18 protein-coding genes are annotated in these 23,212 nt (G+C 36.3%); 12 read left to right on the top strand and 6 right to left on the bottom strand.

Features of this window, described 5'->3' with window-relative positions:
- The first annotated feature begins 11 nt into the window (after positions 1-11).
- The 11 genes from B5X62_RS12920 to B5X62_RS12870 all read left to right on the top strand — a co-directional run bounded on the left by B5X62_RS12920 (position 12) and on the right by B5X62_RS12870 (position 15,363).
- Positions 12-1,121: a SusE domain-containing protein gene (locus B5X62_RS12920; protein WP_079667853.1), complete on the top strand. Its 1,110-nt coding sequence runs from the start codon at positions 12-14 to the stop codon at positions 1,119-1,121.
- Between the two features lie 92 nt (positions 1,122-1,213).
- Positions 1,214-3,373, top strand: coding sequence for a glycoside hydrolase family 97 protein (locus B5X62_RS12915; RefSeq protein ID WP_079667852.1), 2,160 nt, complete (start codon positions 1,214-1,216; stop codon positions 3,371-3,373).
- 160 nt (positions 3,374-3,533) lie between these two features.
- On the top strand, positions 3,534-5,384 hold the full coding sequence (locus B5X62_RS12910) for a glycoside hydrolase family 13 protein (protein ID WP_079667851.1): 1,851 nt from the start codon (positions 3,534-3,536) through the stop codon (positions 5,382-5,384).
- A 38-nt stretch (positions 5,385-5,422) separates the two neighbouring features.
- Positions 5,423-5,947: a nuclear transport factor 2 family protein gene (locus B5X62_RS12905; RefSeq protein WP_079667850.1), complete on the top strand. Its 525-nt coding sequence runs from the start codon at positions 5,423-5,425 to the stop codon at positions 5,945-5,947.
- Between the two features lie 48 nt (positions 5,948-5,995).
- Complete coding sequence (locus tag B5X62_RS12900; protein ID WP_079667849.1) at positions 5,996-7,375, top strand: MFS transporter; 1,380 nt, start codon at positions 5,996-5,998, stop codon at positions 7,373-7,375.
- Positions 7,376-7,511: 136 nt separating this feature from the next.
- Entirely contained in the window at positions 7,512-9,041 is a 1,530-nt protein-coding gene (locus tag B5X62_RS12895; RefSeq protein ID WP_079667848.1) for an FAD-dependent oxidoreductase, read from the top strand.
- Positions 9,038-10,228, top strand: a complete 1,191-nt coding sequence (locus B5X62_RS12890) for an MFS transporter (RefSeq protein ID WP_144038388.1) — start codon at positions 9,038-9,040, stop codon at positions 10,226-10,228. The genes B5X62_RS12895 and B5X62_RS12890 overlap by 4 nt, the downstream gene beginning before the upstream one ends.
- Before the next feature lie 89 nt (positions 10,229-10,317).
- Positions 10,318-11,037: a pirin family protein gene (locus tag B5X62_RS12885; RefSeq protein ID WP_079667846.1), complete on the top strand. Its 720-nt coding sequence runs from the start codon at positions 10,318-10,320 to the stop codon at positions 11,035-11,037.
- Positions 11,038-11,146: 109 nt separating this feature from the next.
- Positions 11,147-12,385: a phosphoribosylamine--glycine ligase gene (gene purD, locus B5X62_RS12880; RefSeq protein ID WP_079667845.1), complete on the top strand. Its 1,239-nt coding sequence runs from the start codon at positions 11,147-11,149 to the stop codon at positions 12,383-12,385.
- Positions 12,386-12,633: 248 nt separating this feature from the next.
- Positions 12,634-14,163: a glutamine-hydrolyzing GMP synthase gene (gene guaA / locus B5X62_RS12875; protein WP_079667844.1), complete on the top strand. Its 1,530-nt coding sequence runs from the start codon at positions 12,634-12,636 to the stop codon at positions 14,161-14,163.
- A 162-nt stretch (positions 14,164-14,325) separates the two neighbouring features.
- Positions 14,326-15,363 carry a TerC family protein gene (locus B5X62_RS12870; protein ID WP_079667843.1) on the top strand — a complete coding sequence of 346 codons (1,038 nt, stop codon included), beginning with the start codon at positions 14,326-14,328 and terminating at the stop codon, positions 15,361-15,363.
- Positions 15,364-15,416: 53 nt separating this feature from the next.
- Here the strand turns inward: B5X62_RS12870 and B5X62_RS12865 are convergent, their stop codons facing one another.
- From B5X62_RS12865 to B5X62_RS12840, 6 genes are all read right to left on the bottom strand, one after another.
- Positions 15,417-16,241: a GLPGLI family protein gene (locus B5X62_RS12865; protein ID WP_079667842.1), complete on the bottom strand. Its 825-nt coding sequence runs from the start codon at positions 16,239-16,241 to the stop codon at positions 15,417-15,419.
- An 83-nt stretch (positions 16,242-16,324) separates the two neighbouring features.
- Complete coding sequence (gene gcvT, locus B5X62_RS12860; protein WP_079667841.1) at positions 16,325-17,404, bottom strand: glycine cleavage system aminomethyltransferase GcvT; 1,080 nt, start codon at positions 17,402-17,404, stop codon at positions 16,325-16,327.
- Between the two features lie 138 nt (positions 17,405-17,542).
- Positions 17,543-18,103, bottom strand: coding sequence for a Crp/Fnr family transcriptional regulator (locus tag B5X62_RS12855; RefSeq protein ID WP_079667840.1), 561 nt, complete (start codon positions 18,101-18,103; stop codon positions 17,543-17,545).
- Between the two features lie 156 nt (positions 18,104-18,259).
- Positions 18,260-19,453 carry an ABC transporter permease gene (locus B5X62_RS12850; RefSeq protein WP_079667862.1) on the bottom strand — a complete coding sequence of 398 codons (1,194 nt, stop codon included), beginning with the start codon at positions 19,451-19,453 and terminating at the stop codon, positions 18,260-18,262.
- Between the two features lie 10 nt (positions 19,454-19,463).
- Complete coding sequence (locus tag B5X62_RS12845) at positions 19,464-20,420, bottom strand: HlyD family secretion protein (RefSeq protein WP_079667839.1); 957 nt, start codon at positions 20,418-20,420, stop codon at positions 19,464-19,466.
- A gap of 13 nt (positions 20,421-20,433) precedes the next feature.
- Entirely contained in the window at positions 20,434-21,837 is a 1,404-nt protein-coding gene (locus B5X62_RS12840) for a TolC family protein (RefSeq protein ID WP_079667838.1), read from the bottom strand.
- Positions 21,838-22,153: 316 nt separating this feature from the next.
- Here B5X62_RS12840 and B5X62_RS12835 point away from each other — a divergent pair, with 316 nt between their 5' ends.
- Positions 22,154-23,206 (top strand): NAD(P)H-dependent flavin oxidoreductase, encoded by a 1,053-nt coding sequence (locus B5X62_RS12835; RefSeq protein WP_079667837.1) that lies wholly within the window; start codon positions 22,154-22,156, stop codon positions 23,204-23,206.
- Positions 23,207-23,212 lie beyond the last annotated feature (6 nt).

Here is a 23,212-nt window from a genome sequence, read left to right as displayed (position 1 = left end):
ATAGATTAAAGATGAAAAATATATTCAAAATATTAATTGCGAGTTTCGTAGCACTTCTTGTTATTTCTTGTGAGAAGGACGAAGAACGTGCGGTTCTTAATACACCTTCAGATTCCAAGTTGCAAGCTGACAAGACAAATGTAGTTTTGACAAAAGATCATGAGGCGGATAAGCTTATTACTTTTACTTGGGCTAGACCAGATTATGGTGTTTCTGTGGCTCAAAAAAGTCAACTTCAATTTGCTAAAAAGGGAGGAAACTTTGCAGGTGCTAAAATTGTAGAAGTTCAAGATGGTACATCAACACTAACATTTACAGTGGCTGAGTTTAATAAAATCATGTTGGATGCAGGTCTTACGCCTGATGTAGCAACTGATGTTGAGGTTAGATTAGCTTCGACTTTAGGAGCAGGTACTGCGCTTTATTCTAATGTTATTAATCTTAATGTGACGGCTTACATGACTGCTTTCCCAAGTTTTTATATTGTTGGAGATGCTTCTGCACCAGGGTGGAATGCAGCTGATGCACAATTGTTAAATAAAGTTGAAAACCTTTCAACGATATATACTTATCTTGAGAATGGGAAGAATTTCAGATTCTTAGGACAACAAGATTGGGGACCAACCAATTACAGTCTAGATGCAGCAGGGATCAAGGATGCTTACAAATACTTTAAAACTTGGTCAACCAACATGGAAGCTTCGCCAGATGAGAATATCAAATTCAATGGTGCAACAGGTATTTACAAAATTGTAATTGATGCAGATGCAACCAAAAAATCGTTGACAGTTACACCATCGGCAATTCCGACTTATAACGTGTCGAATCTTTATGTTGTTGGTTCTATCAATGGATGGAGTGCAGATAATGCAATCCCAATGACCAAGGTTGGGGAAGGCGTTTTCGAAGTTGTACAATCTCTTCCTGACGGCTCAGAGTTCAAATTTATTGGACAAAAATCTTGGGGCGATCTAGAGTGGGCTAACATTACAGAAGCTGGTAACACAGGTTTCTTAGGTCCAAAAGGAGATAACAATAATATTAAAATCGATGGAGGAGGTGCTTCTTACAAGATTACTGCTAACATCAAACGTGGAACTTTCAAAGTTGTTAAACAATAAGTAAGTTCAACATTATAAAAGCCAAAAAAAGTGTTGCATTACCGCAGCACTTTTTTTATATTTATTAGTTTTTAGAAATTAAAAAGAAAATTATGCGGAAAATTAGCTTTGGGATATTATGTTTTTCAATGATGTTTACTGGACTTACAGCGCAATCGCTAAAGTCACCAGATGGACAATTCGAAATGAATTTCAGTCTCAAAAATGGAGTGCCTTTTTATAATCTTAAATATAAAGGAGAAACAGTTCTTGAAGATTCAAAATTAGGTTTAAGACTTTTCAAAGATTCAAATATCAAATTCAATACAGATCTTAGCAACGCCAATGACAAAGCGCAAGATCTTAACTACGGTTTCGAAAAAGTATCAGACAAAAGAGATTCTAAAAATGAAACTTGGCAGCCAATTCTTGGCGAAAAGAAAAACTACATCAACAACTATAACGAGCTTGCAGTAAGCCTTAACCAAAAAGCAACAGACCGAAATATCGTTATTAAATTTCGATTATTTAACGATGGTTTAGGCTTTAGATATGAGTTTCCGCAACAGAAGAATCTCAATTATTTTGTAGTAAAAGAGGAAGATTCGGATTTCGATTTTCCAACAGATATGAAGGCTTGGTGGATTGCGGGCGATTACGATTCGCAAGAATACCAATACCAAACTTCCAATGTGTCAGAAATTCCTGCGAAATGGGCAACAAGTTACGATAGCAATGCATCGCAGACGCCAGTTAAAGATGCCGTACAATCACCTTTGATGTTGAAGAAAGAAGGAAAACAACCACTTTATGTTAACCTTGGCGAAGCAGCACTTATCGATTACCCAGCCTCGCACCTTGAGGTTGATGCTAAGAATTTTAAATTTAAAACACATCTTACGCCAGATGGACAAGGCGCAAAAGGCTATATCCAAACACCTTTTAACACACCATGGAGAACTGTAATTGTTTCTAACAAAGCAGAAGAAGTTTTAGATTCAAAAATGATGTTTAACCTTAACGAGCCTACCAAGTATAAAGACACGTCTTACATCAAACCTACAAAATACATGGGCGTTTGGTGGGAGATGATTATTGGTAAATCGCAATGGGCATATTCGACAGCGGATAATGTCCATCTTGGAAAAACAGATTTTAAAACTTTAACGCCAAACGGAAAACACGCAGCTAACAATACGAAGGTTAAAGAATACATTGATTTCGCTTCTGCTAACGGTTTTGATGCTTTACTTATCGAAGGTTGGAACGAAGGTTGGGAAGATTGGTTTGGACATTCTAAAGAATTTGTTTTCGATTTTGTGAGCCCTTATCCAGATTTCGATATCAAAATGCTGAACGATTATGCACACAGCAAAAACATAAAGTTGATGATGCACCACGAGACTTCGGGTTCAGCGACCAATTACGAATTGTGGGCAGATAAAGCTTTCCAATTGATGAATAAATACAATTATCCGTCTGTAAAGACAGGTTATGTTGGTAATATTATTCCGCGTGGCGAGCACCATTACAGCCAATGGATGATCAACCATTATCGCCGAATTGCGGAGAAAGCTAACGATTACAAAATCATGGTTAACTCGCACGAATCTGTTCGTCCAACTGGTTTGTCAAGAACTTATCCTAATTGGATTGCCGCAGAAGCCGCTCGCGGAACCGAGTTTGACGCATTCGGAGGTAACAATCCAGATCATCATACCATCTTGCCATTTACAAGATTTATGGGCGGTCCGATGGATTATACGCCGGGGATTTTCCAAACAAAATTGGATTATTACTTCCCGAACGATACGCGTTTTGTGAAAACGACTTTGGTGAAGCAGTTGGCGTTGTATGTTGTGATGTATTCGCCGTTGCAGATGGCAGCGGATCTTCCTGAGAATTACGCAAAACACATGGACGCTTTTCAGTTTATCAAAGATGTGGCGGCAGATTGGGACGATTCCAAAATTTTGGGAGCCGAACCTGGCGATTTTATTGTGACAGCGCGTAAAGCAAAAGCGACAGACAATTGGTTTGTTGGTGGTATTACAGATGAAAACAAACGAAATTTTGACCTCGATTTTTCATTCTTAGATAAAGACAAAAAGTACGAAGCTATTTTCTACGAAGATGCTGCTGATGCCGATTACGTGAATAATCCACAAGCTTACAAAATCACGAAAAAAGTTATTACAAGCAAAGACAAAATCAAAATGAACATGGTGCGAAGTGGCGGTTTTGCCATTAGCATTAAGCCTGTTTCGAAATAATCAAGAAATCCGATTTGTAAAAGTCGGATTCTTATAATTTTTTTGGAGCTATTCCCGCTTTCCGCACTCGCTGTTGTAGCCTCGGCTTTTCCAAGCTTTACAACGAGCTCAAACAATTGCTACAATCGGGGCTAGTGACTACTACATAAACAATAACTAAATGAAAAAAATATTTACTGTACTTAGCATTTCCGTGGCGACCTTATATTTTGGTCAGATACAGAAGGTCGAGCCTGCTTTTTGGTGGAAAGGCATGAAGAATCCTGAGCTTCAGATTTTAGTTTACGGAAAAGACATCGCTAAAAATGAAATCGAACTTTCTGACAATGTTCAAATCAAAAAAATTACAAAAACCGAAAATCCAAATTACGTTTTTGTAACAGTTAATACCAACGAAATTAACGTTCCGAAATTTAATATCAATTTAAAAAACGGAAAAAAGCTCATCAATTCTTATACTTACGAGTTGAAAAATAGAGCAACTAATTCTGCGAATAGGGATTCATTTTCCTCAAAAGATGTATTCTATTTACTAATGCCAGACCGTTTCGCTAATGGTGATCCAAAAAATGATAATACCAAAGACACCTTTGACAAAGCCAATCGACAAGATAAAGACGGTCGTCATGGTGGCGATATTGCTGGCATTATCAAGAATCTAGATTATCTTAATGAGCTTGGTATCACCACGATTTGGAGCACGCCACTTTTGGAAGATAATGAACCAAAAACCTCGTATCATGGTTATGCGCAAAGCGATTATTACAGAATAGATCCGCGTTATGGTTCCAACGAAGATTATAAAAAGTTAGGTGACGAACTTCACAAACGTGACATGAAGTTGGTGATGGATTATGTTACCAATCATTGGGGTTCTAAACATTGGCTGATAAAGGATTTACCGGCAAAAGATTGGATTCATTATTGGAAGGAAGGCGAGAAGGAAAACGGTTTCAAAAGAAGTAACTACCGAATGACCTCTCAGTTTGATACCAATGCTTCGAAAATTGATGCTGAAAATTGTATGGATGGCTGGTTCGATACCACAATGCCAGACATGAATCAAAGTAATCCTTTGGTTTTAAATTATATGGTTCAGAATGCGATTTGGTGGATCGAATATGCAGGATTGGACGGACTTCGCGTAGATACTTATTCTTACAATGACAAAAAAGGAATTGCAGAATGGACAAAAAGAATCACCGACGAATATCCAAAATTTAATATCGTAGGTGAGGTCTGGATGCATGATCAAGCGCAAATGTCGTATTGGCAAAAAGATAGTAAGATCGCTGCCATTCAGAACTACAATTCTCATTTACCATCAGTGATGGATTTTACTTTGCACGATGCTATTGGACAAGTTTTCAAAGAAGAATCGGGCTGGGATTCTGGGATGCAAAAAGTCTATGATAATTTTACAAACGATTTCCTTTATCCCAATATTGATAATATTTTAGTTTTTGCTGAAAACCACGATACACAAAGGTTTAATGAGCTTTATCCAGATTTCAAAGATTATCAATTAGCAATGAGTTTGCTGATGACAATCCGCGGAATTCCGCAAATCTATTACGGCTCCGAAATCGGCATGAAAGGTGATAAAAACAAAGGTGACGGCGATATCCGAAGAGATTTTCCAGGTGGTTGGGCTGGTGACTCCAACAATGCGTTTACATCTGCTGGAAGAACTGCCGACCAAAGCAAATACTTTGATTTTACAAAGAAACTACTGAACTGGAGAAAAACGCAAAACGTGATTCACACAGGGAAAACCTTACATTATGTTCCAGAAAATAATGTCTATGTTTATTTCCGTTATGATGATAAAAAGCGTGTTATGGTTGTTTTAAACAATAACAAACTAGACCAAAAATTGGATTTAAAACGCTTTTCTGAAGGTCTTGATAAATTTACAAAAGGGAAAGATATTCTTTCTAATACCGAAATATCTTTGTCAGGAAACCTTGATATTAAAGGAAAATCCGCAATGATTATAGAATTAAATTAGTTTTAAAATCGATGAGGTTTAACCCAAATAACTCAATTATGAAGCACAAAATTTTTTATTTCGTTTTGCTATTAAGTTTGTTTTCGTTTCAAAGCATCAATGCGCAGAAGAAAGGATTTTATGAAAATGTTCAGAAGAAAAACATCAACAAGTTACTGGACGATTTCAACCTGTTTGCGGCGCAAGCTGATTATGACAAATATTTTGCGTGTTTCGCAGAAGAATCAACATTTATTGGGACAGATGCAACAGAAGTTTGGAACAAGAAAGAATTTATGGCTTGGGCAAAACCTTTTTTTGAATCAAAAAAAACTTGGAATTTCACATCTTTAAAGCGAAATATATACTTCAGCGCAGATGGTAATTATGCTTGGTTTGATGAGGTTTTGGACACACAAATGAAGATTTGTCGTGGTTCGGGCGTTTTAGAAAAAATAAAAGGACAGTGGAAAGTCAAGCAATATGTGTTGTCGATGACGATTCCGAATGATGTTACTAACGAGGTTATCAAAGTTAAAGCGCCGATAGAAGAGGTTTTAATTCAGACATTGAAAGCGAAATAAACTTACACAATTAAAGTACATCGTACATTTTAAAACAATATTTAAAAAATGGCAAAAAAAATAAAACCAAATCTCTCCATGGCTCAGATTATCAACATGAGTATGGGATTTTTGGGAATACAAATGGCGTTCGGATTACAAAACGGAAATGCCAGTCGCATCTTACAAAACCTAGGTGCCGATGTTGATAAATTATCATTTTTCTGGTTGGTAGCGCCAATCACGGGACTTATTGTTCAACCGATTATTGGTCACATGGGCGATAATACCTGGAGCCCATTGGGACGTCGAAAGCCTTATTTTTTAATAGGCGCAATTTTGTGTGCTCTTGGTTTGGTTTTGCTACCAAATTCGGCTTCTGCGACAACTTTTTTCGCAGCCAATGTTTTGCTTCTTGCAGTTGTTTTCCTAGCAATAATGGACGTTTCTGTCAATATCGCAATGGAGCCTTTTCGGGCTTTGGTTGGTGATATGTTGCCAAAACATCAAGCGACTATTGGCTTCTCGGTACAGACTATTTTAATTGGGATTGGTGCAGTTATCGGATCAGATTTGCCACGTTGGTTAACCAAGTTAGGCGTTTCGAATGTTGCGGAAAAAGGTCAAGTTGCAGATAATGTGATCTACGCATTTTATATTGGTGCGGCGGTGTTGTTAATTTCCATTATTTATACCATTATTTCTACTAAAGAATATTCGCCAGAAGAATTCGCTTCTTTTGAAAACGATGACATTGTGCCAGAAAAATCCAAATTTTCTGATATGTTCCGTGATTTTGCGAAGATTCCAAACCAAATGAAAAAATTAGGAATTGTACAATTCTTCTCATGGTTTGCGTTGTTTACGATGTGGGTTTATACTACGAGTGCTTTGGCAACACATCATTTCGGACTTTCACCTAGTGATACATCATCACAAGCTTTTAATGACGCTGGTGATACGACGGGTTATTTGTTTGGATTGTACAACTTATTCGCCATTCCGTTTGCGTTTTTGTTAACACCCATTGCAAAAAGAATAGGGAAGAAGAATACGCATGCGATTGCTTTGTTGGCAGGAGGTTGTGGTTTAATTTCGTTTTATTTCATCCAAGATGTCAAGATGCTTTGGATCTCGATGCTAGGTTTAGGATTCGCATGGGCCAGTATTTTAGCAATGCCTTACGCCATGTTGATAGAAAGTATTCCGCAACGAAAAATGGGCGTGTACATGGGGATTTTTAATTTCTTTATTGTATTACCACAGATTATTAACGGATTTTTTGGAGGACCAATTGTTAAGAAGTTTTTCAACAATTATGCTGTTGATTACATCGTTGTTGGTGGTGTGTGTATGGTTTTAGGAGGTTTGATAACTTTTTTCTTAATTAAAGAAGAGAAAGAAACACCTAAAGAAATAGAACAAGAAATAGAGCAAGTTCATTTTTAAAAATTTTAAAACTAAAAAATAAAGAAAAGTCAGCGTAATGTTGACTTTTTTTATTTCATTTTAATAAAACATAATTAATGTTAATTTTGATTATTGATTTTCGAAAAAAGCTAAATTAGTTTTAGAAAATTATTTTATGTACGACATCATCATTATTGGAAGTGGCGCTGGAGGTTCAACAATGGCTTACAAATTGGCAGATTCGGGGAAGAAAATTTTAGTTATCGAAAGAGGTGATTTTGTCCCCATCGAAAAAGAAAATTGGGATTCCGAAGAAGTTTTTGTAAAGAATCGATACACCACAACTGAAACTTGGTTGGACGAACATAACAAAGAGTTTCGTCCTGGGGTGCATTATAATGTTGGCGGCAATACCAAATTTTATGGTGCCGCTTTATTCCGTTTGAGAGAAGATGACTTTAACGAAATCCAACATTTTGGTGGTGTTTCTCCAGCGTGGCCAATCAAATATAATGATCTGCAAAAATATTACCTAGAAGCAGAAAAGCTTTACTCGGTGCATGGGTGGCGCGGAAGCGATCCTACAGAACCGCCAGAATCTGAGGCTTATCCATTGATGCCTTTGCCACACGAACCAAGAATTCAAGAGATTTTTGATGAATTAAAAGATTACGGTTTGCATCCTTTTGAACTGCCGATTGGTGTTAATTTTAATCCACATTCTGCAGCGAATGCGCCTTATACTTTGGATAGATTTGACGGATTTCCAGATGCGGCAGAACGAAAAGCTGATGCGCATATTTGTGCCTTATCCAAAGCTTTGCAACATCCGAATGTAGAATTGCTAACCAATGCAAAGGTGATTCAATTGTTAACGGATGAAAATGGTGTTAAAGTTTCAGAAGTTGTGATTGAGCAAAATGGAGAACAGAAAAAACTACAAGCAGATTTATTTATTTTATCTGCTGGTGCTGTTAATTCTGCCGCGCTACTTTTGAATAGTGCTAATGTTCATTTTACGCGAGGTTTAGCCAATCGATCGGATCAGGTTGGGCGCAATTATATGTTTCACCAAAATACCGCTTTAATCGCACTTTATACAGAACCGAATCCTACTAAGTTTGGAAAAACTTTTGGAATAAATGATTTCTATCGTGCAACTAAAGACTACGAATTCCCGCTTGGTCACATCCAAATGCTTGGAAAGTCCGACGAAAAGCAGATTGCGGCCGACAGTCCTGTGCCTGCACCAGGATTTACTTTCGAAATGATGGCACAACATGCAGTAGATTTTTGGTTAACTTCTGAAGATTTACCTGACGAAAATAATCGCATTACTGTCGAAAACGGCAAAATTAAAATTACATATAAACCAAATAATCAAAAAGGACACGAACTTTTAAAAGACGAGCTAATAAAGGCTCTTAAAGCTTCTGGAAAGTTTGATAGCTTTTTGTTCAAAGGATTTTATTTTAGCAAAGGGATGAATATTGCGTCGCCAGCGCACCAAAACGGAACAACCAGAATGGGCACCGATCCGTTGACTTCTGTTGTCGATAGCAATTGCAAAGCCCACGATTTGGATAATTTGTACATCGTCGATGGTGGATTTTTCGTGTCGAGTGGTGCGGTTAATCCTGCTTTGACGATTATCGCGATGGCGCTTCGTGTTGGTGAATATCTTAAAAATTCTGTCTTAAAGTGATTTCTGATAACCGATTAAAAATAAGGATTGTTTTTGCCTTGGCTTTTTTGACGGGACTTAACTTTGTTATGTTTCCTGCTTTGTCGCCTGTTTTGATGAGTCCTACTTACTTTGCATTAAAAGCTTCTGCATTCGGATTTCTATTTGCGCCACAGGTTATTTTTATTGCTTTGGGTTGTATGTTTGCACCATTTTTAGCAAATAAATTCGGTGCAAAATTGATACTGATTAGCGGACTCATTTTAATGCTTTTGGTGACATTCGTTCTTGGATTTTTAGGTTTTCGAGATTCGGTTTTTCAAAATTTTTCAAAGGATAGTTTGTACAAAATTTTGCTATGCTTAGTTGGTTTAATGGGATTCGGATTTGGTACAAGTGTTACTGTTCTCAATCCATTGGCAGCAAGCTTTTTCCAAAATAATAAAGCATCAGCAATTTTGATGTTGCAGTTTTTGGTTGGTTTAGGAACTTCGGTTGCGCCTTTTTTAATGTTTTTATTAAAAGACTTAAGCGACTGGTATTGGATCCCGAGTTGTATCGCTGTTGTAATGTTTGTCCTAATTTTGGCTTTGGCTTTAACCAAAATTGAAGAAGGCGACTTTTTCAAACTACCAAACAGTATCCAGATTCCACACAAACTTTGGATGTTTATCATCATCATTATTATGTATGGTTTTTTGGAAGGTAGCTTTGGGAGTTTTGGCATTCCAATTTTAATAAGCAAGGGTTTAACAAGTCAAGAAGCTTCACTGGGATTATCCTTGTTCTGGGCGGGAATGGCACTTAATAGATTGTTATTCGGCATTTTTACACCTTTAAAAGATTTGTCCAAAATTTTTATTTTCTCACCTTTGGTTTTGGCGCTGGCTTTAGTACTGTTTCTTTTAGTAAATACCAATCTTGTAATAATAGTTAGTTTCTTTCTAATTGGATTCTTTATGGGAAGTATTTTTCCCGGATCCATTGGTTGGGCAACCGTCGAATTTCCGAATCTCGCTGTTCTGGTTTCTGGTGTTTTGATGGCAGCGAATCAAACAGGTACGGGCATTGTTACCAATGTTTTAGGTATATTTCAAAATGAGATTATTGGAAGTCCAATTATTTTTGGTTTGATCTTGGTTTGCGTTCTGATATTCATGTTGATATTTAAAATAAGTTTAAAGTCTAAAATTAAAGAAGCTTTTTAGTTTCGGAAACGTGAATTATCGTTCTTATCACACATCAATGCAGAGGCTGATTTTTTTGCAGAAATTTGTCCTAACAAAATAGAATTATTATGAAAACAATATTTTATAAAGCAGATAGCAGAGGTTACGCCGATCATGGTTGGTTAAAAAGTAGCCATACATTTAGTTTCGCAAATTATTACAATCCAGAACGTATGAACTTCGGAGTTCTTCGTGTTATCAACGATGACTTCGTAGAAGGCGGAATGGGATTTGGTCGTCATCCGCATCGCGATATGGAGATTATTTCAATTCCATTAGAAGGAAAATTGAAACATGGTGACAACATGGGAAGTGTTGGCGTTGTTGAAAAAGGCGATATCCAAGTGATGTCAGCTGGGACAGGTGTAATGCACAGCGAAGAAAACGGTAGCGATACCGAAGCTGTTAAATTTTTACAAATTTGGGTGATTCCTAATAAGCAAGATGTTACGCCGCGTTATGATGATCTTAATTTTGAAGAAAAATTAGTTCCGAATCAATTATTGCAGATTTTGTCTCCTAATGCCGATGATGATGGCGTTTGGATTCACCAAGATGCTTGGTTCAATTGGGGTAAATTCACAGAAGATACAACGGTTGATTACAAATTCCATAAAGAAGGAAATGGACTTTATGTTTTTGTTTTGGAAGGTGGCGCAATAGTTGATGCGCAACAATTAGACAGACGCGATTCAATTGGTATTTGGGATACCAACAATGTCGAATTAAAATTCCAAAAAGGCACAGAAGTCTTATTAATGGAAGTCCCAATGGATTTACCACAATAATTTTAAGAAATATTTAAGCCTTGTAATTTAATTATTATGAGGCTTTTTTGCCGAAAAAGTATTATTTTTGGCAGAATAAATTTATAATAGTAAAATAACAAATAACACAATGAGAGTACTTATCGTTGGAAACGGAGGTCGTGAATCTGCAATTGCACAAAAACTTAGTGAAGATCAGCGTATTACAAAAATGTATTTTGCACATGGTAACGCTACAACAGAGCAATTAGGAGAAAACATTTACGAAAAAGATATTGATAAACTTAAGCATTTTGCTATCCAACATAAAGTAGACATGACAATTGTAGGGCCAGAGGCGCCTCTTGTTGATGGTCTTGTTGATGAGTTCAAAAAAGCTGACTTATGTGTTTTTGGTCCATCAAAAAAGGCGGCTTCTTTAGAAGGTTCAAAAGCTTTTTCTAAAAAATTCATGCAGACTTATAACATCAAAACTGCGAGAGCAAAAACATTTGATGCTTATAACGAAGCAGTAGAGTATGTAAAAGACGAAAAATATCCTTTAGTTATCAAAGCAAGTGGACTTGCTGGTGGTAAAGGTGTTGTAATTTGTGAGAACGAACAAGAGGCAGAAGCAACTTTGCACGATTTCATGATCAAAAGAATCTTTGGTGATGCGGGTATCCAAGTGGTAATCGAAGAACATCTTAAAGGTTTCGAAGCGTCAATTATCGCATTTTCGAATGGCGAAAAATTGTTCCCTTGCATCTCTGCAAAAGATTACAAAAAAGTAGGAAACGGCGACAAAGGTGCTAACACAGGCGGTATGGGATCTGTGGCGCCAAGTCCAGAATATACGGCTGAGCACCAAGCTGACTTCGAAAAAAATATCCTTGCACCAACAGTGGAAGGTCTTAAGAAGGAAGGTCTTAGCTTCAAAGGATTTATTTTCTTTGGATTAATGGTGACCAAAAACGGAACTTATCTGTTAGAATACAACATGAGATTGGGCGATCCAGAAACGCAAGTTTTGTTACCACTTTTGGAGAACAACTTGTTGGACGTTATCCAAGATTGTATCGATGGCAAAAATGTTGACTTAAAGTTCAAAAACCAAAAAGCAGTTTGTCTTGTGATGTGTTCTGGCGGTTATCCGAAGAACTTCGAAACAGGTTTCGAAATCCGTGGTACCGAGAAAGTTAAACACAGCCAAATACTTTTCGCTGGTGCGAGAATGCAAGGCGACAAGATCCTTTCGGATGGCGGACGTGTGCTTAACATCGTGGCGACGGGCGACACTTACGACGAGGCTCGAAAGAAAGTCTACGAAGATGCCGTGCCGGTTGACTTCGACTACGGCTTTTACAGAGACGATATTGGCAAATTCTAAATACAGAATAAGAGATGTTGGGCAACCAATGTCTCTTTTTATTTGGAGCTAATCCCGCTTTTCGTTGCAATCTTTTTGGATGCCAAAGCTTTATGCCATTTCATCCAAAAAGGATTTCCACTGCAATCGGGGCTAGTTTACAAAATACCGCTAAACTAAATTTTTAGTTTGATAAATAATATCAAGTTAAATCGAGAAAGTTTAGAAAAACCTAAAAATAAAATTATTTCAAAACAATTATAAAACCTATGCAAAACGGAATTATCATATTAGACTTCGGTTCGCAATACAATCAACTTATTGGACGTCGTATTCGCGAGATGGAAGTTTATTCAGAAATCATCCCATTCAACACACCTTTAGAAGACATCTTAGCAAAACAACCAAAAGGAATTATCCTTTCTGGAGGACCAAGTTCTGTTAATGCAGAAGACGCAAATCTTGTGGAGAAAGCTTTGTTCGAGCAAGGTATTCCAGTTTTTGGGATTTGTTATGGTATGCAGTTAACGGCGCATCTTTTAGGTGGAAAAGTTGACAAAGGTCAAAAAGGAGAATACGGAAAAGCGAATTTAGAAATCGTAAAAGAGAATGCTTTGCTTAATGGCGTGTCTCAAAATTCTGTAGTTTGGATGAGTCACTTCGACGAAGTTTCGGCTTTACCTGAAGGTTTTGAACTTAATGCTAAATCTGGCGTTATCGCAGGAATTTCAAATCCTGAAAAAAATATTTACGGCGTACAATTCCATCCAGAAGTTTCGCACAGCGAAGAAGGAGGAAAGATGTTGGAGAATTTCGTTTTCAACATCTGTAAAGCTGAAAAAAACTGGAAATTAACCAGTTATATCGATACGACTGTTGCTGCCATTAAAGAAAAAGTTGGTGACCAAAAAGTAATTCTTGGTTTATCTGGTGGTGTAGATTCTTCTGTTGCTGCGGTTTTAATCCAAAAAGCAATTGGTGATCAGTTGACTTGTATTTTTGTAGATACAGGACTTTTGAGAAAAGACGAAGCTAAAAAAGTAATGGAAAACTACGGTGAGCATTTTAATATGAACATCAAGTTGGTGGATGCTGCTGATCGTTTCCTTTCAAAATTGGCTGGTGTTGACGATCCAGAACAAAAACGAAAAATTATCGGTAACGAGTTTATAGCCGTTTTCGATGAAGAGTCTCACAAAATAGAAGGTGCAAAATTTTTAGCACAAGGTACAATCTATCCTGACGTTATAGAATCTCAATCTGTAAAAGGACCTTCTGCGGTGATCAAATCGCATCATAATGTTGGTGGACTTCCAGAAGATATGGACTTCGAATTGTTGGAGCCACTTCGTGAGCTTTTCAAAGACGAAGTTAGAAAAGTGGGCGAGGAGCTTGGTATTCCGCATCATTTAGTGTATCGTCATCCCTTCCCAGGTCCAGGTTTAGGAATTCGAGTTTTGGGCGCTGTAGATGCCGATAAAGTAAGAATCTTACAAGAAGCAGACGATATTTTTATTGAAGAACTTTACAAAAATGATCTTTACGAAAAAGTTTCTCAGGCATTTGTTGTATTGCTTCCAGTAAAATCTGTTGGCGTCATGGGCGACGAGAGAACTTACGAATATACAGCAGTTGTTAGATCAGCGAATACGATCGACTTTATGACGGCAACTTGGAGTAGACTTCCTTACGAATTTTTGGATACGGTGTCTAGCCGAATTATCAACGAAGTGCGCGGGATTAACCGTGTGGCTTACGATATTTCGAGTAAACCACCTGCAACCATCGAGTGGGAATAAAAAAAAACATGATAAAACTCTTAGATTTTTTCTAAGAGTTTTTTTGTTATTGTATAATTTTTGCAAGACCTCAAAGATTTTCAAAAAACTAAACCTAGGCATCTTATTTATGTCTAATTTTGTAATCTTAAAATATAGCTAAAAATAAATTTCTTTAAAACAATGCATCATCCACACCAAAGCATAATGGAATTGCATCCCGGATTAATCTGGGGATTTGCAGTGGTCGTACTTATTATGCTATTGCTCGATTTGGGCATCTTTAACAAAAAAGCGCATGTTGTGTCTTCCAAAGAAGCAACGACGTGGTCCATCGTTTGGATTTCCCTAGCGATGATATTTTCTGGCGTTGTCTATTGGGTTTTCAATCAGGATGCAGGTGGTCACAAACTTGCCATCGAAAAATTTACAGAATTCCAAGCGGCGTATTGGATAGAGAAAGCCTTGTCTGTCGACAATTTGTTCGTATTTATCATGGTTTTCAACTTCTTTAGAGTTCCGAAACATCTTCATCATAAAGTTTTATTTTGGGGAATTATTGGTGCTTTAATTTTCCGTGCGATATTTATTTTTGCAGGTGTTGAGATCATTAATATGACGTATTTGCCAGAGTTTGAGCTGTTTGGTCATATGGTGAAAATAAATGCTGTTATGACTATTTTCGGATTTTTCTTGGTGTATTCTGGGATTAAATCTTGGGGCGGACATAATCATGACGACGATTCGGCGGAAGATTTCGCGGATAACGCTGGCGCACGATTGGTTAAAAAATTCTATAAAGTTTCTAAAACCTATGATGGCGACAAGTTTTTCACCATCGAAAATGGTATTAAAATGGCGACACCTTTGTTAGTTGTTGTCGCGGTTATCGAGTTCACAGATGTTATTTTTGCAGTGGATTCTATCCCTGCGATTTTTGCAATTTCGGATGATCCATTTATCCTTTATACCTCTAATATTTTTGCGATTTTGGGACTGCGTTCGTTGTATTTTTTACTAGCGAATTTCATCTATATGTTCAGCAAATTGTCTTATGGTTTAGCAATTATCTTAGCCTTTATTGGTGTTAAAATGATTATTGCACCTTGGCTTCATATTCCATCGCCTGTTTCTTTAGGAATTGTTGGCGGAATATTGGTGATTGCTGTTGGTTTATCATTATTGTTTCCAGAGAAGCCAAAAGTAGAAGAACATCATTAATTTAGTTTAAACATAAAAAAATCCGACTTAGAAAACTGAGTCGGATTTTTGTTTTATGGATATTTAATCGCAGTAGCTAAATCTACAGGATTATTTTGACGCTTTATCCGTTCCTGAACTTCTTTCGCATATTGATCAAGCTGAGCGATTGTATTAATAACGCGGCCTTCACTAGGGCTTATGCTCCAAGTACCAGCACTCATACTTCTATAATCTGCATAAGGATTTTTGTAGTCATTCAATTTTAATTCTTCATATTTTTTTCGAGTAATTGCAATTGGTTTTGTGCCGAAATGGGTTTCGATAATATTGGAAGTATCGTAAGTTTTATCCAATTTTTTAACTTCAATAAGTTCGTAAGTGAAATTATCTTTACTGTCTTTAACTTCATAGATTAAACCAGGAAGTCCACGGAATTTGTAAGGTCCTTCCATAATCGGGATGTCTGGGATAAACCAAGCTTCCCATTGACGCCCAATAAAGTTGCTTGTCGCTTTTTGAAGTTTATAAGTATTTTCGGTTTTAGTATCTTTTTCAATGGTCCAACTTATAGGATTTGATGACGGATAACTGTAATAGTTTTGAAAAATAACCTCATAATTGGTGTAATCATCGGCGTTCCTTTTATGCTGTACAATTTGTTCCATTGGCAAATCGTAAAACATACGTGTATTGGCATCTAGAATTTTGTTGCCATCTATAAGACTTTTAAAAATGAATTTGGTTTGATCTTTTTCGACTTGTAAAACAAAATTTTTGTTTATATAATTGGTTGACAAAGAGTCTTCTCGATACCTTAAATTATAAGTGATCTGATAATCTTGCGAAAAGAAAAGTTGTGCAAATAAAATAGAGCCGACGAGAATAATTTTCTTCATAGTTTTTATTTTAATTAAATATATAAAAAAAACCGATTAACAAATTAGTGTCAATCGGTTTTAATATTTTTAAAAACTATTTCTTAAACGAAAGGTGTTTTCACAACTTTTGCAGGAATGTTTTTATTTCTCACTTGGATGAAAATCTCTGTACCAACTTTATTGTGCGATTTGTCAACGTAGGCAAGTCCAATTCCGATTTTCTTCATTGGTGATTGCGTACCAGAAGTTACTTTTCCGATAACATTACCCTCAGCGTCAACGACAGGATAATCGTGTCTTGGCACACCTTTGTCCGTTAATTCGAAACCAACTAATTTTCTAGTAACACCTTCTTCTTTTTGTTTTGCGAAGATTTCTTTTGATACAAAATCTTTATCAAATTTAGTAATCCAACCAAGACCAGCTTCTAGGGGAGAAGTTGTATCGTCGATGTCGTTACCGTAAAGACAAAAACCTTTTTCTAGTCTTAAAGTATCTCTAGACGCCAATCCACAAGGCACAATTCCGAATGCTTCGCCAGCTTCGATAACCGCATTCCAAAGTGTTTCGGCAGCATCGTTTTTAAAATAAATTTCGAAACCTCCAGATCCAGTGTAACCCGTGTTAGAAATAATCACATCGTTAACGCCAGCAACCGTACCAACTGTAAAGTGATAATAAGGAATCTCAGAAAGATTAACCTCGGTCAATTTTTGTAAAGTTTCAACAGCTTTTGGACCTTGGATTGCAAGTAACGACATATCGTCGGAAGCGTTAGTCATCGTCGCACCAATTTCTGCATTGTATTTAGAAATATGATTCCAATCTTTATCGATGTTAGAAGCATTAACCACAACGAAGTACTTTTCGTCATTCATTTTGTAAATAATAAGGTCGTCAACAATACCACCAGTTTCGTTAGGAAGACAAGTATATTGCGCTTTTCCGTCTTCTAAAGTATCAAGATTGTTGGTTGTAACCTTTTGTAAAAGCGCTTTAGCTTGAGGACCTTCCACAAAAAATTGTCCCATGTGTGACACATCAAAAAGTCCAACTTTCTCGCGCACAGCGAAATGTTCTTCTGTAACGCCAGAATATTGTACAGGCATATCAAATCCTGCGAACGGAACCATCTTTGCACCCAAAGCTACATGCTTGTCGTATAATGCTGTTTTTTTCATTTTTAAATTCTAAAATTCGTGATACGCAAAGCTAATGATTTGTATGCTGAAAATAAAGTTTTTCTAAGATTTAAAAGTTGTTTACGGAAAGTTTCGATAATTCTGATGATGAATCAATTTAAAAAAGAAGTAAAAAAATTAAATACTACTTCGGATTCTGCTCAAAGTTTCTGGCGAAATGCCAAGGTAAGTTGCGATAGTCCCAAGCGGTGCACGAAGAATAATATCTTTGTGGTCTTGCATTAGATCTTCATATTTTTCTTTCGCTGTCATATATTGCAAAGAAGTCATTCTGTTGGACATTTGCACCATGAGATTCCCGAGAATATAACGACTAAAATTAGCCGCAGGTAAAGATTCTTTACATAACATTTCGAGTTTTTCGTAATCGCAATACACAATACTCGAATTTTCTAAAGCCTCAATATTGAAACGTGTTGGTTGCTCTTGGAAAAGCGTATCGATATTGGCAACAAGCTTTCCTTCGGGATAAAAATTGGTGGTAATATCTTTTCCATTTTCTAAATAAAAAGCTCGTAATAAACCATTTTCAACAAAATAAATATTACGATTGTAACTTCCATTTCGGCTAATAACATCGCCTTTTTTCACTTCTAAACTTCTAATATTATTTATGATGAAATCCTGAATTTCGGTATCGTTAGGGAAAAACTGAGATATTATTTTTTGGAATATCATGGCGTTTAGTTTTAAAAAATGGAGAATCTATTATTTACTTAATTAAAATTGGTTTTAAAAATACACTTTTTTAATGATTCAAAAAAAAATAAGACCTTCCCGAACTAACGGAAAAGCCTTATCAACAAACACAAAAATGAAAAACTGCCTAGACAGTTAATCTATTTTTTCTTCAATAACCTCTTTAGGTTTATCATTTTTAAAAATGAATTTTAATTTAATTTTTAATGCTACCCAACCCAATACAAAATAAACGGTTGCTAGCGTAAATAGATGCCAAAAATATTTGTCCGTTAAATAATCTGAACCATGTTGTATCACCATAATTTTAAGCGCTTCCAGATATGGCGTTAACGGAATAATGTCTGTTAATGCACGTATTGCTGTTGGCATCGCATAAGTCGGCCATGTAAAACCGCTGATGATGAATGCAGGTGACGCAATAACCATCAAAATTTGTGTCGCTTTTAGCGCGTCAGGAAGAATAATACTGAACAATACTCCCAAGTTGGTTGATGCTAAAACAAAGAAACTTGTCACCCACAAAAAGTTCATCACATTGTCTGGTGCAGGCACTTTGAAGTAAATACTTAATGCGTAAAACATCAAAATATTAAATATTGAAAACACCCAAATCGGAAGACATTTAATCGCCATTATTAAAGCGGCATATTTTTCTTTACCTGCAAAATCTCTTTTAAAACTTTCTCTTTTAAACTCTTCTGAAAAAGTCACCGCCATCGCCAACAGAATAACTTGTTGTAGAACAACTGCCATTAAAGCAGGCCACATGAAAATTAAATAATTACTCGTCGTATTAAAAAGTGTGATGTAATTGGCTTTAAAAGGCTCGTATTGCGAACTCGCTTCAGTGGCAGAAAGACCTTTCTTTTGTAAAGCTTTCATCTCTGCGCCAGCCGAAAAACTTCCTAAAGTAACTTGTATCGCTTTACTCGCAAAATTGGCGGTTAAGACATTGGAAGTGTTTACAAAAACATTAATTTCTGGATACTTTTTTTGCAACATCATGGCTTCAAAACGCTCAGGAATAATAACCACAGCCGCTGCATCTTTTTTAATCACTTCATCTTTTAAATCCAAAGGTTGCTCAAGATAATTGAGAACTTTGATAGAAGAGTTATCGTCAAGCATATCAACAACCTGCTGTGACAGAGGCGTTTTGTCCTGATTAACGACAATGACTGGGATGTCGGTTACTTTTCCTTGTTGGTAGGTAAAGCCCATTAATAATGCATAAACCAAAGGTGCCAAGAAGAAAACAGATCGTAATGTACTATTCGATAGAAAGAGTTTGAATTCTCTCCTTATTAAAAATAATATTTGTTTCATCGCCTTGTTTTTATTGTAAAACAACACTAGAGTTCACCAATAATCCTTTAGTAACGGTGTTATCATTTGGGATAACTTTCACTTCGTACACGGCATCTTCGGGATTATAATCTGGGAAAGCCGTTGTAATATCAGCATACTTTGTCAACTGTTTGATGCTAACTATTTTTCCACTAAATTCTTTATCGCCATAAGTTGTTTTCATTTGTACAGCTTGACCTTTCTGATATTTAGAAATCAAACTTTCGGGAACTGTAAATCTGAAGTAAGTTGTATTCGGCACATAACCATTGAACAACGCATAACCCGCAGTAGCTAATTCGCCTTTGTGTAAAGCAATGGTCTCGATTTCCATGTCGTTGGTGGCAATAATATAACGTTCAGAGTAGGCAACATTGGCTTCTTGCAATGCGCCCATCGCTTGGCTAGCTTGGCCTTCTGCCATATTTATTTTTTCGTAACGCGTTCCTAATTCTACGTCGTGTAACTCTGCATTAACGGCGTCTAGTTGCGCTTTTGCACCTTGATATTTTGCGAAAACTTCGTCATAACTTTGCGGTGACATTAGACTATCACGGAACATATTTCTTGCTCGATTATAAGATTTATTAGCAAAATCATATTGCTCTCTAAGACCTTTTTGTTTGGCTTTTAATTGTCGTAATTGATCGGCTGTTGCACCGTTTTTAGCCATTTGAGCTTGTGCTTGCGCTGCCGCTGTTGCTCCTTTTGCTTGTGCTATTTTTGCAGAAACTTCGGGTACATCGAGTTTTGCTAACGTATCACCAGCTTTTACAGTTTGTCCTTCCTCAACATAGATTTCTAAAATTCTGCCGGTTACTTTTGGTGAAAAAGAAATGACGTCTTTTTTAGTTTTTCCTTCAAAACCTTTTTGGACTTTGGTGTCGTTACAAGCTGTTAAAGTTAAAATTGTCGCTAGACCTAATATTTTTGATAGATTATTCATTGTTTTGTGATGTTTAAAGTTGGTTAATGTCAAGATTTTGTGTGGCTTTCATCAGTTCTATAGCGCTACGTCTTTGGTTGTAGATGGCGGTTTGATACTCGAGTTCTGCAGTTTGCAAATCGTTTTCGGCATCGATAAGATCTGATGATTTTTTAGTCCCGTAACGGAATTCTTTCTCTACATTTTGCAAAGCAATACTTGCAATACTTTTTGCTTTAGCTTTCAGAGTAATCTGTGCATCAGCAATGTCGTAATTGGTTTGATTGTTCGCTAAATTTAACTTTAATTTTTTCTGTGCTTCACGTTTTTTATTCTCTAAAATTTCTTTATTTATTTTGGCACTTTCGACCGCAACTTTACCTTCGTTACCATCAAAAACATCCCACTTGAAACCAACACCCGCTTGGAAAATTGGTAAAATATTTAAGTTAGATGGGTTGATGTTGAGTTTGGTATTTAAACCTTGAATTAAATCTTTGGAAGTCGAAATATGATTGTCATAAAGTCCAAAGTAGGAGAGTGATGTCTGCGCTTGCACCTTCGGAACCCACCATTTTTTCTCGGCTTCTATTTTGAATTCAGTAGCTTTAATCCCATGATCTAAAGCCTGAACTTCTGCACGTTGATCAATATTTTTGTCAGTAACAGCGTACGAAATGGGTTTAAGATTAGGTTTAATCTCCGCAATTCTTTCGCGCTCGATGCCTGTTAATACTTCGAGTTGTGTTATCAAAAGTTGCTTTTTACCTTCATATTCAACAATTTTTGAATCTAAAGTCGCTTGTGCTAATTCAATTTTTTTATGATCATAAGGTGTAATAAGTCCGTAACCAAGCGCTTTATCAGCAGTTTTTCTGTTGATGTCTAATCTCTTTTTACTCTCGTCTAGAACTTTTCGAGATTCTTCCAAAAGTGCAAATTGATCGTAAGCTTGCGAAATCATCGATACAACATCGTCTTTGCTTTTCTCCATCAACATTTGTTCTGATAGATTTTTTTCACGGTTGGCTTCTTTTAGATATTTCACTTTTCCACCAGAATAAAGCAAGACCGAAGCTTCAGCTTTCGCCATTGCAGAAATCCCAGAGATATTAAGATTGTTGCTTCGTTCTGGCACTGTCAATCCTGGAAAAACATTCGGAATTGCTGGCACATTGACTTCTGGCGTCGAAAACTGAGCTGATGTGTACATGTAACCTCCTTTCCCCGAAATTTCGACTTTCGGTAGAAAAATGTCTTTCAGTTTTTCGTCGTCGAGATGTGTGATTTTGTTTTGCAGAACTTGTTCGTTAAGCGTCGCATCATTACGAAGTGCGCTGTTGATAAGCTCTTGCAATGTTGGCGCAGAAGTTTGCGAAAAAATAAGCGATGGTAGCAAAAGCAGAATCCCCGCCCATTTCTTATTTCTGTTTTTCATTTTTGTATGTTGTTTGTTTGTGGTACAAAGTTGAGACAATTAAAACCTCCTTCCTTTGACAAATGTCAAAAAGTATAAACAACAGCAATAATCCGCTAACATTAGGATAGTTGTAAAGTTAAAAATTTAAGATTCAACTTTCAATTTATTTTTTTGATTTTAGACTGAAATTTTAAAATGAAAAATAAATAAATTAAAGAAAAGTTTAGACGAAAATAGTTGATGAAAAATTCAAAACAAAAGTCTCATAATTACACCGAAATTGAAAACAACAAAAACTCTTTTTAATTAATTTAGCAATACAAAAATCTAGATTATGAATTGGAATAATCAAATCACAGAACTTTTACAAATAAAATATCCTTTCATACAAGCACCAATGCTCGGTGTTTCGACACCAGAAATGTTAGTTGCTGCTGGCGAAGCTGGCTGTTTAGGAAGTTTGGCTTTGGGTGATTTGGATGCCGAAACTTGTCTTAAAAATATTCATCAGGTTCAACAAATGACCGACCGAAGTTTTGCTGCAAATATTTTTGTTCACCAACTTCCAAAAGTGAATGATGAATTAAAATTTCATTACGAAAAAACAAAATTATTTCTTGAGAATTTCGCAAAAAACCAGAATTTAGAAGTTGAATTTCCAGATTTTGAATCGATAAAACTTCATCCTTACCAAGAACAAATTAATGCAATTATTGATGCAAAAGCTAAGATTTTTAGTTTCACTTTTGGAAACATCGATGCAGAAAGTATTGAAAAGCTTAAATCAAAAAATATTAATATCATCGGAACTTGTACATCACTTCATGAAGCTTTAGAACTCGAAAAAAATGATGTTGACTTAATTTGTGTTCAAGGACTTGAAGCGGGCGGCCATCGAGGAAGTTTTGTTGACGAAAACATTCCAAAAATTGGAGGTTTGTCTTTGTTAAATAGTGTTTTTGAAAAGGTGAAGAAACCAATTATCTATGCTGGTGGACTTTGTAATTCGCAAACTATTTTAGCTGCTAAAACTTTGGGCGCGCAAGCTTTTCAAATTGGCTCGATGTTGCTTTGTTCCGAAGAAAGTCAATTAAATTTAGCCGAAAAACAAAAATTAAAATCAGCTTCCGAACAAGATATTATGTTGATTAAAAGCTTTTCTGGGCGCTACGCACGAGGATTGCAAAACACTTTTACGGATGCTTTTGAAAACTCAGAATACGTGCTTCCGTATCCGTATCAAAATAAGTTAACAGCAAACTTGCGAAAAGTTGCTAAATCGCAATCTAATGTTAATTTTTCGAATATTTGGACAGGTCAATCGATTGGTCATTTCAGTGAAAAAAGCACCAAAGATATTCTTCAAAATTTGATTAAGAGCATTTAATCATAA

Origin of the sequence: Soonwooa buanensis, from assembly GCF_900167905.1 — a bacterium.
Lineage (GTDB): Bacteria > Bacteroidota > Bacteroidia > Flavobacteriales > Weeksellaceae > Soonwooa > Soonwooa buanensis.
Note: the sequence above shows the minus strand (reverse complement) of the source record. Positions and strands in the feature narration are given on the sequence as shown.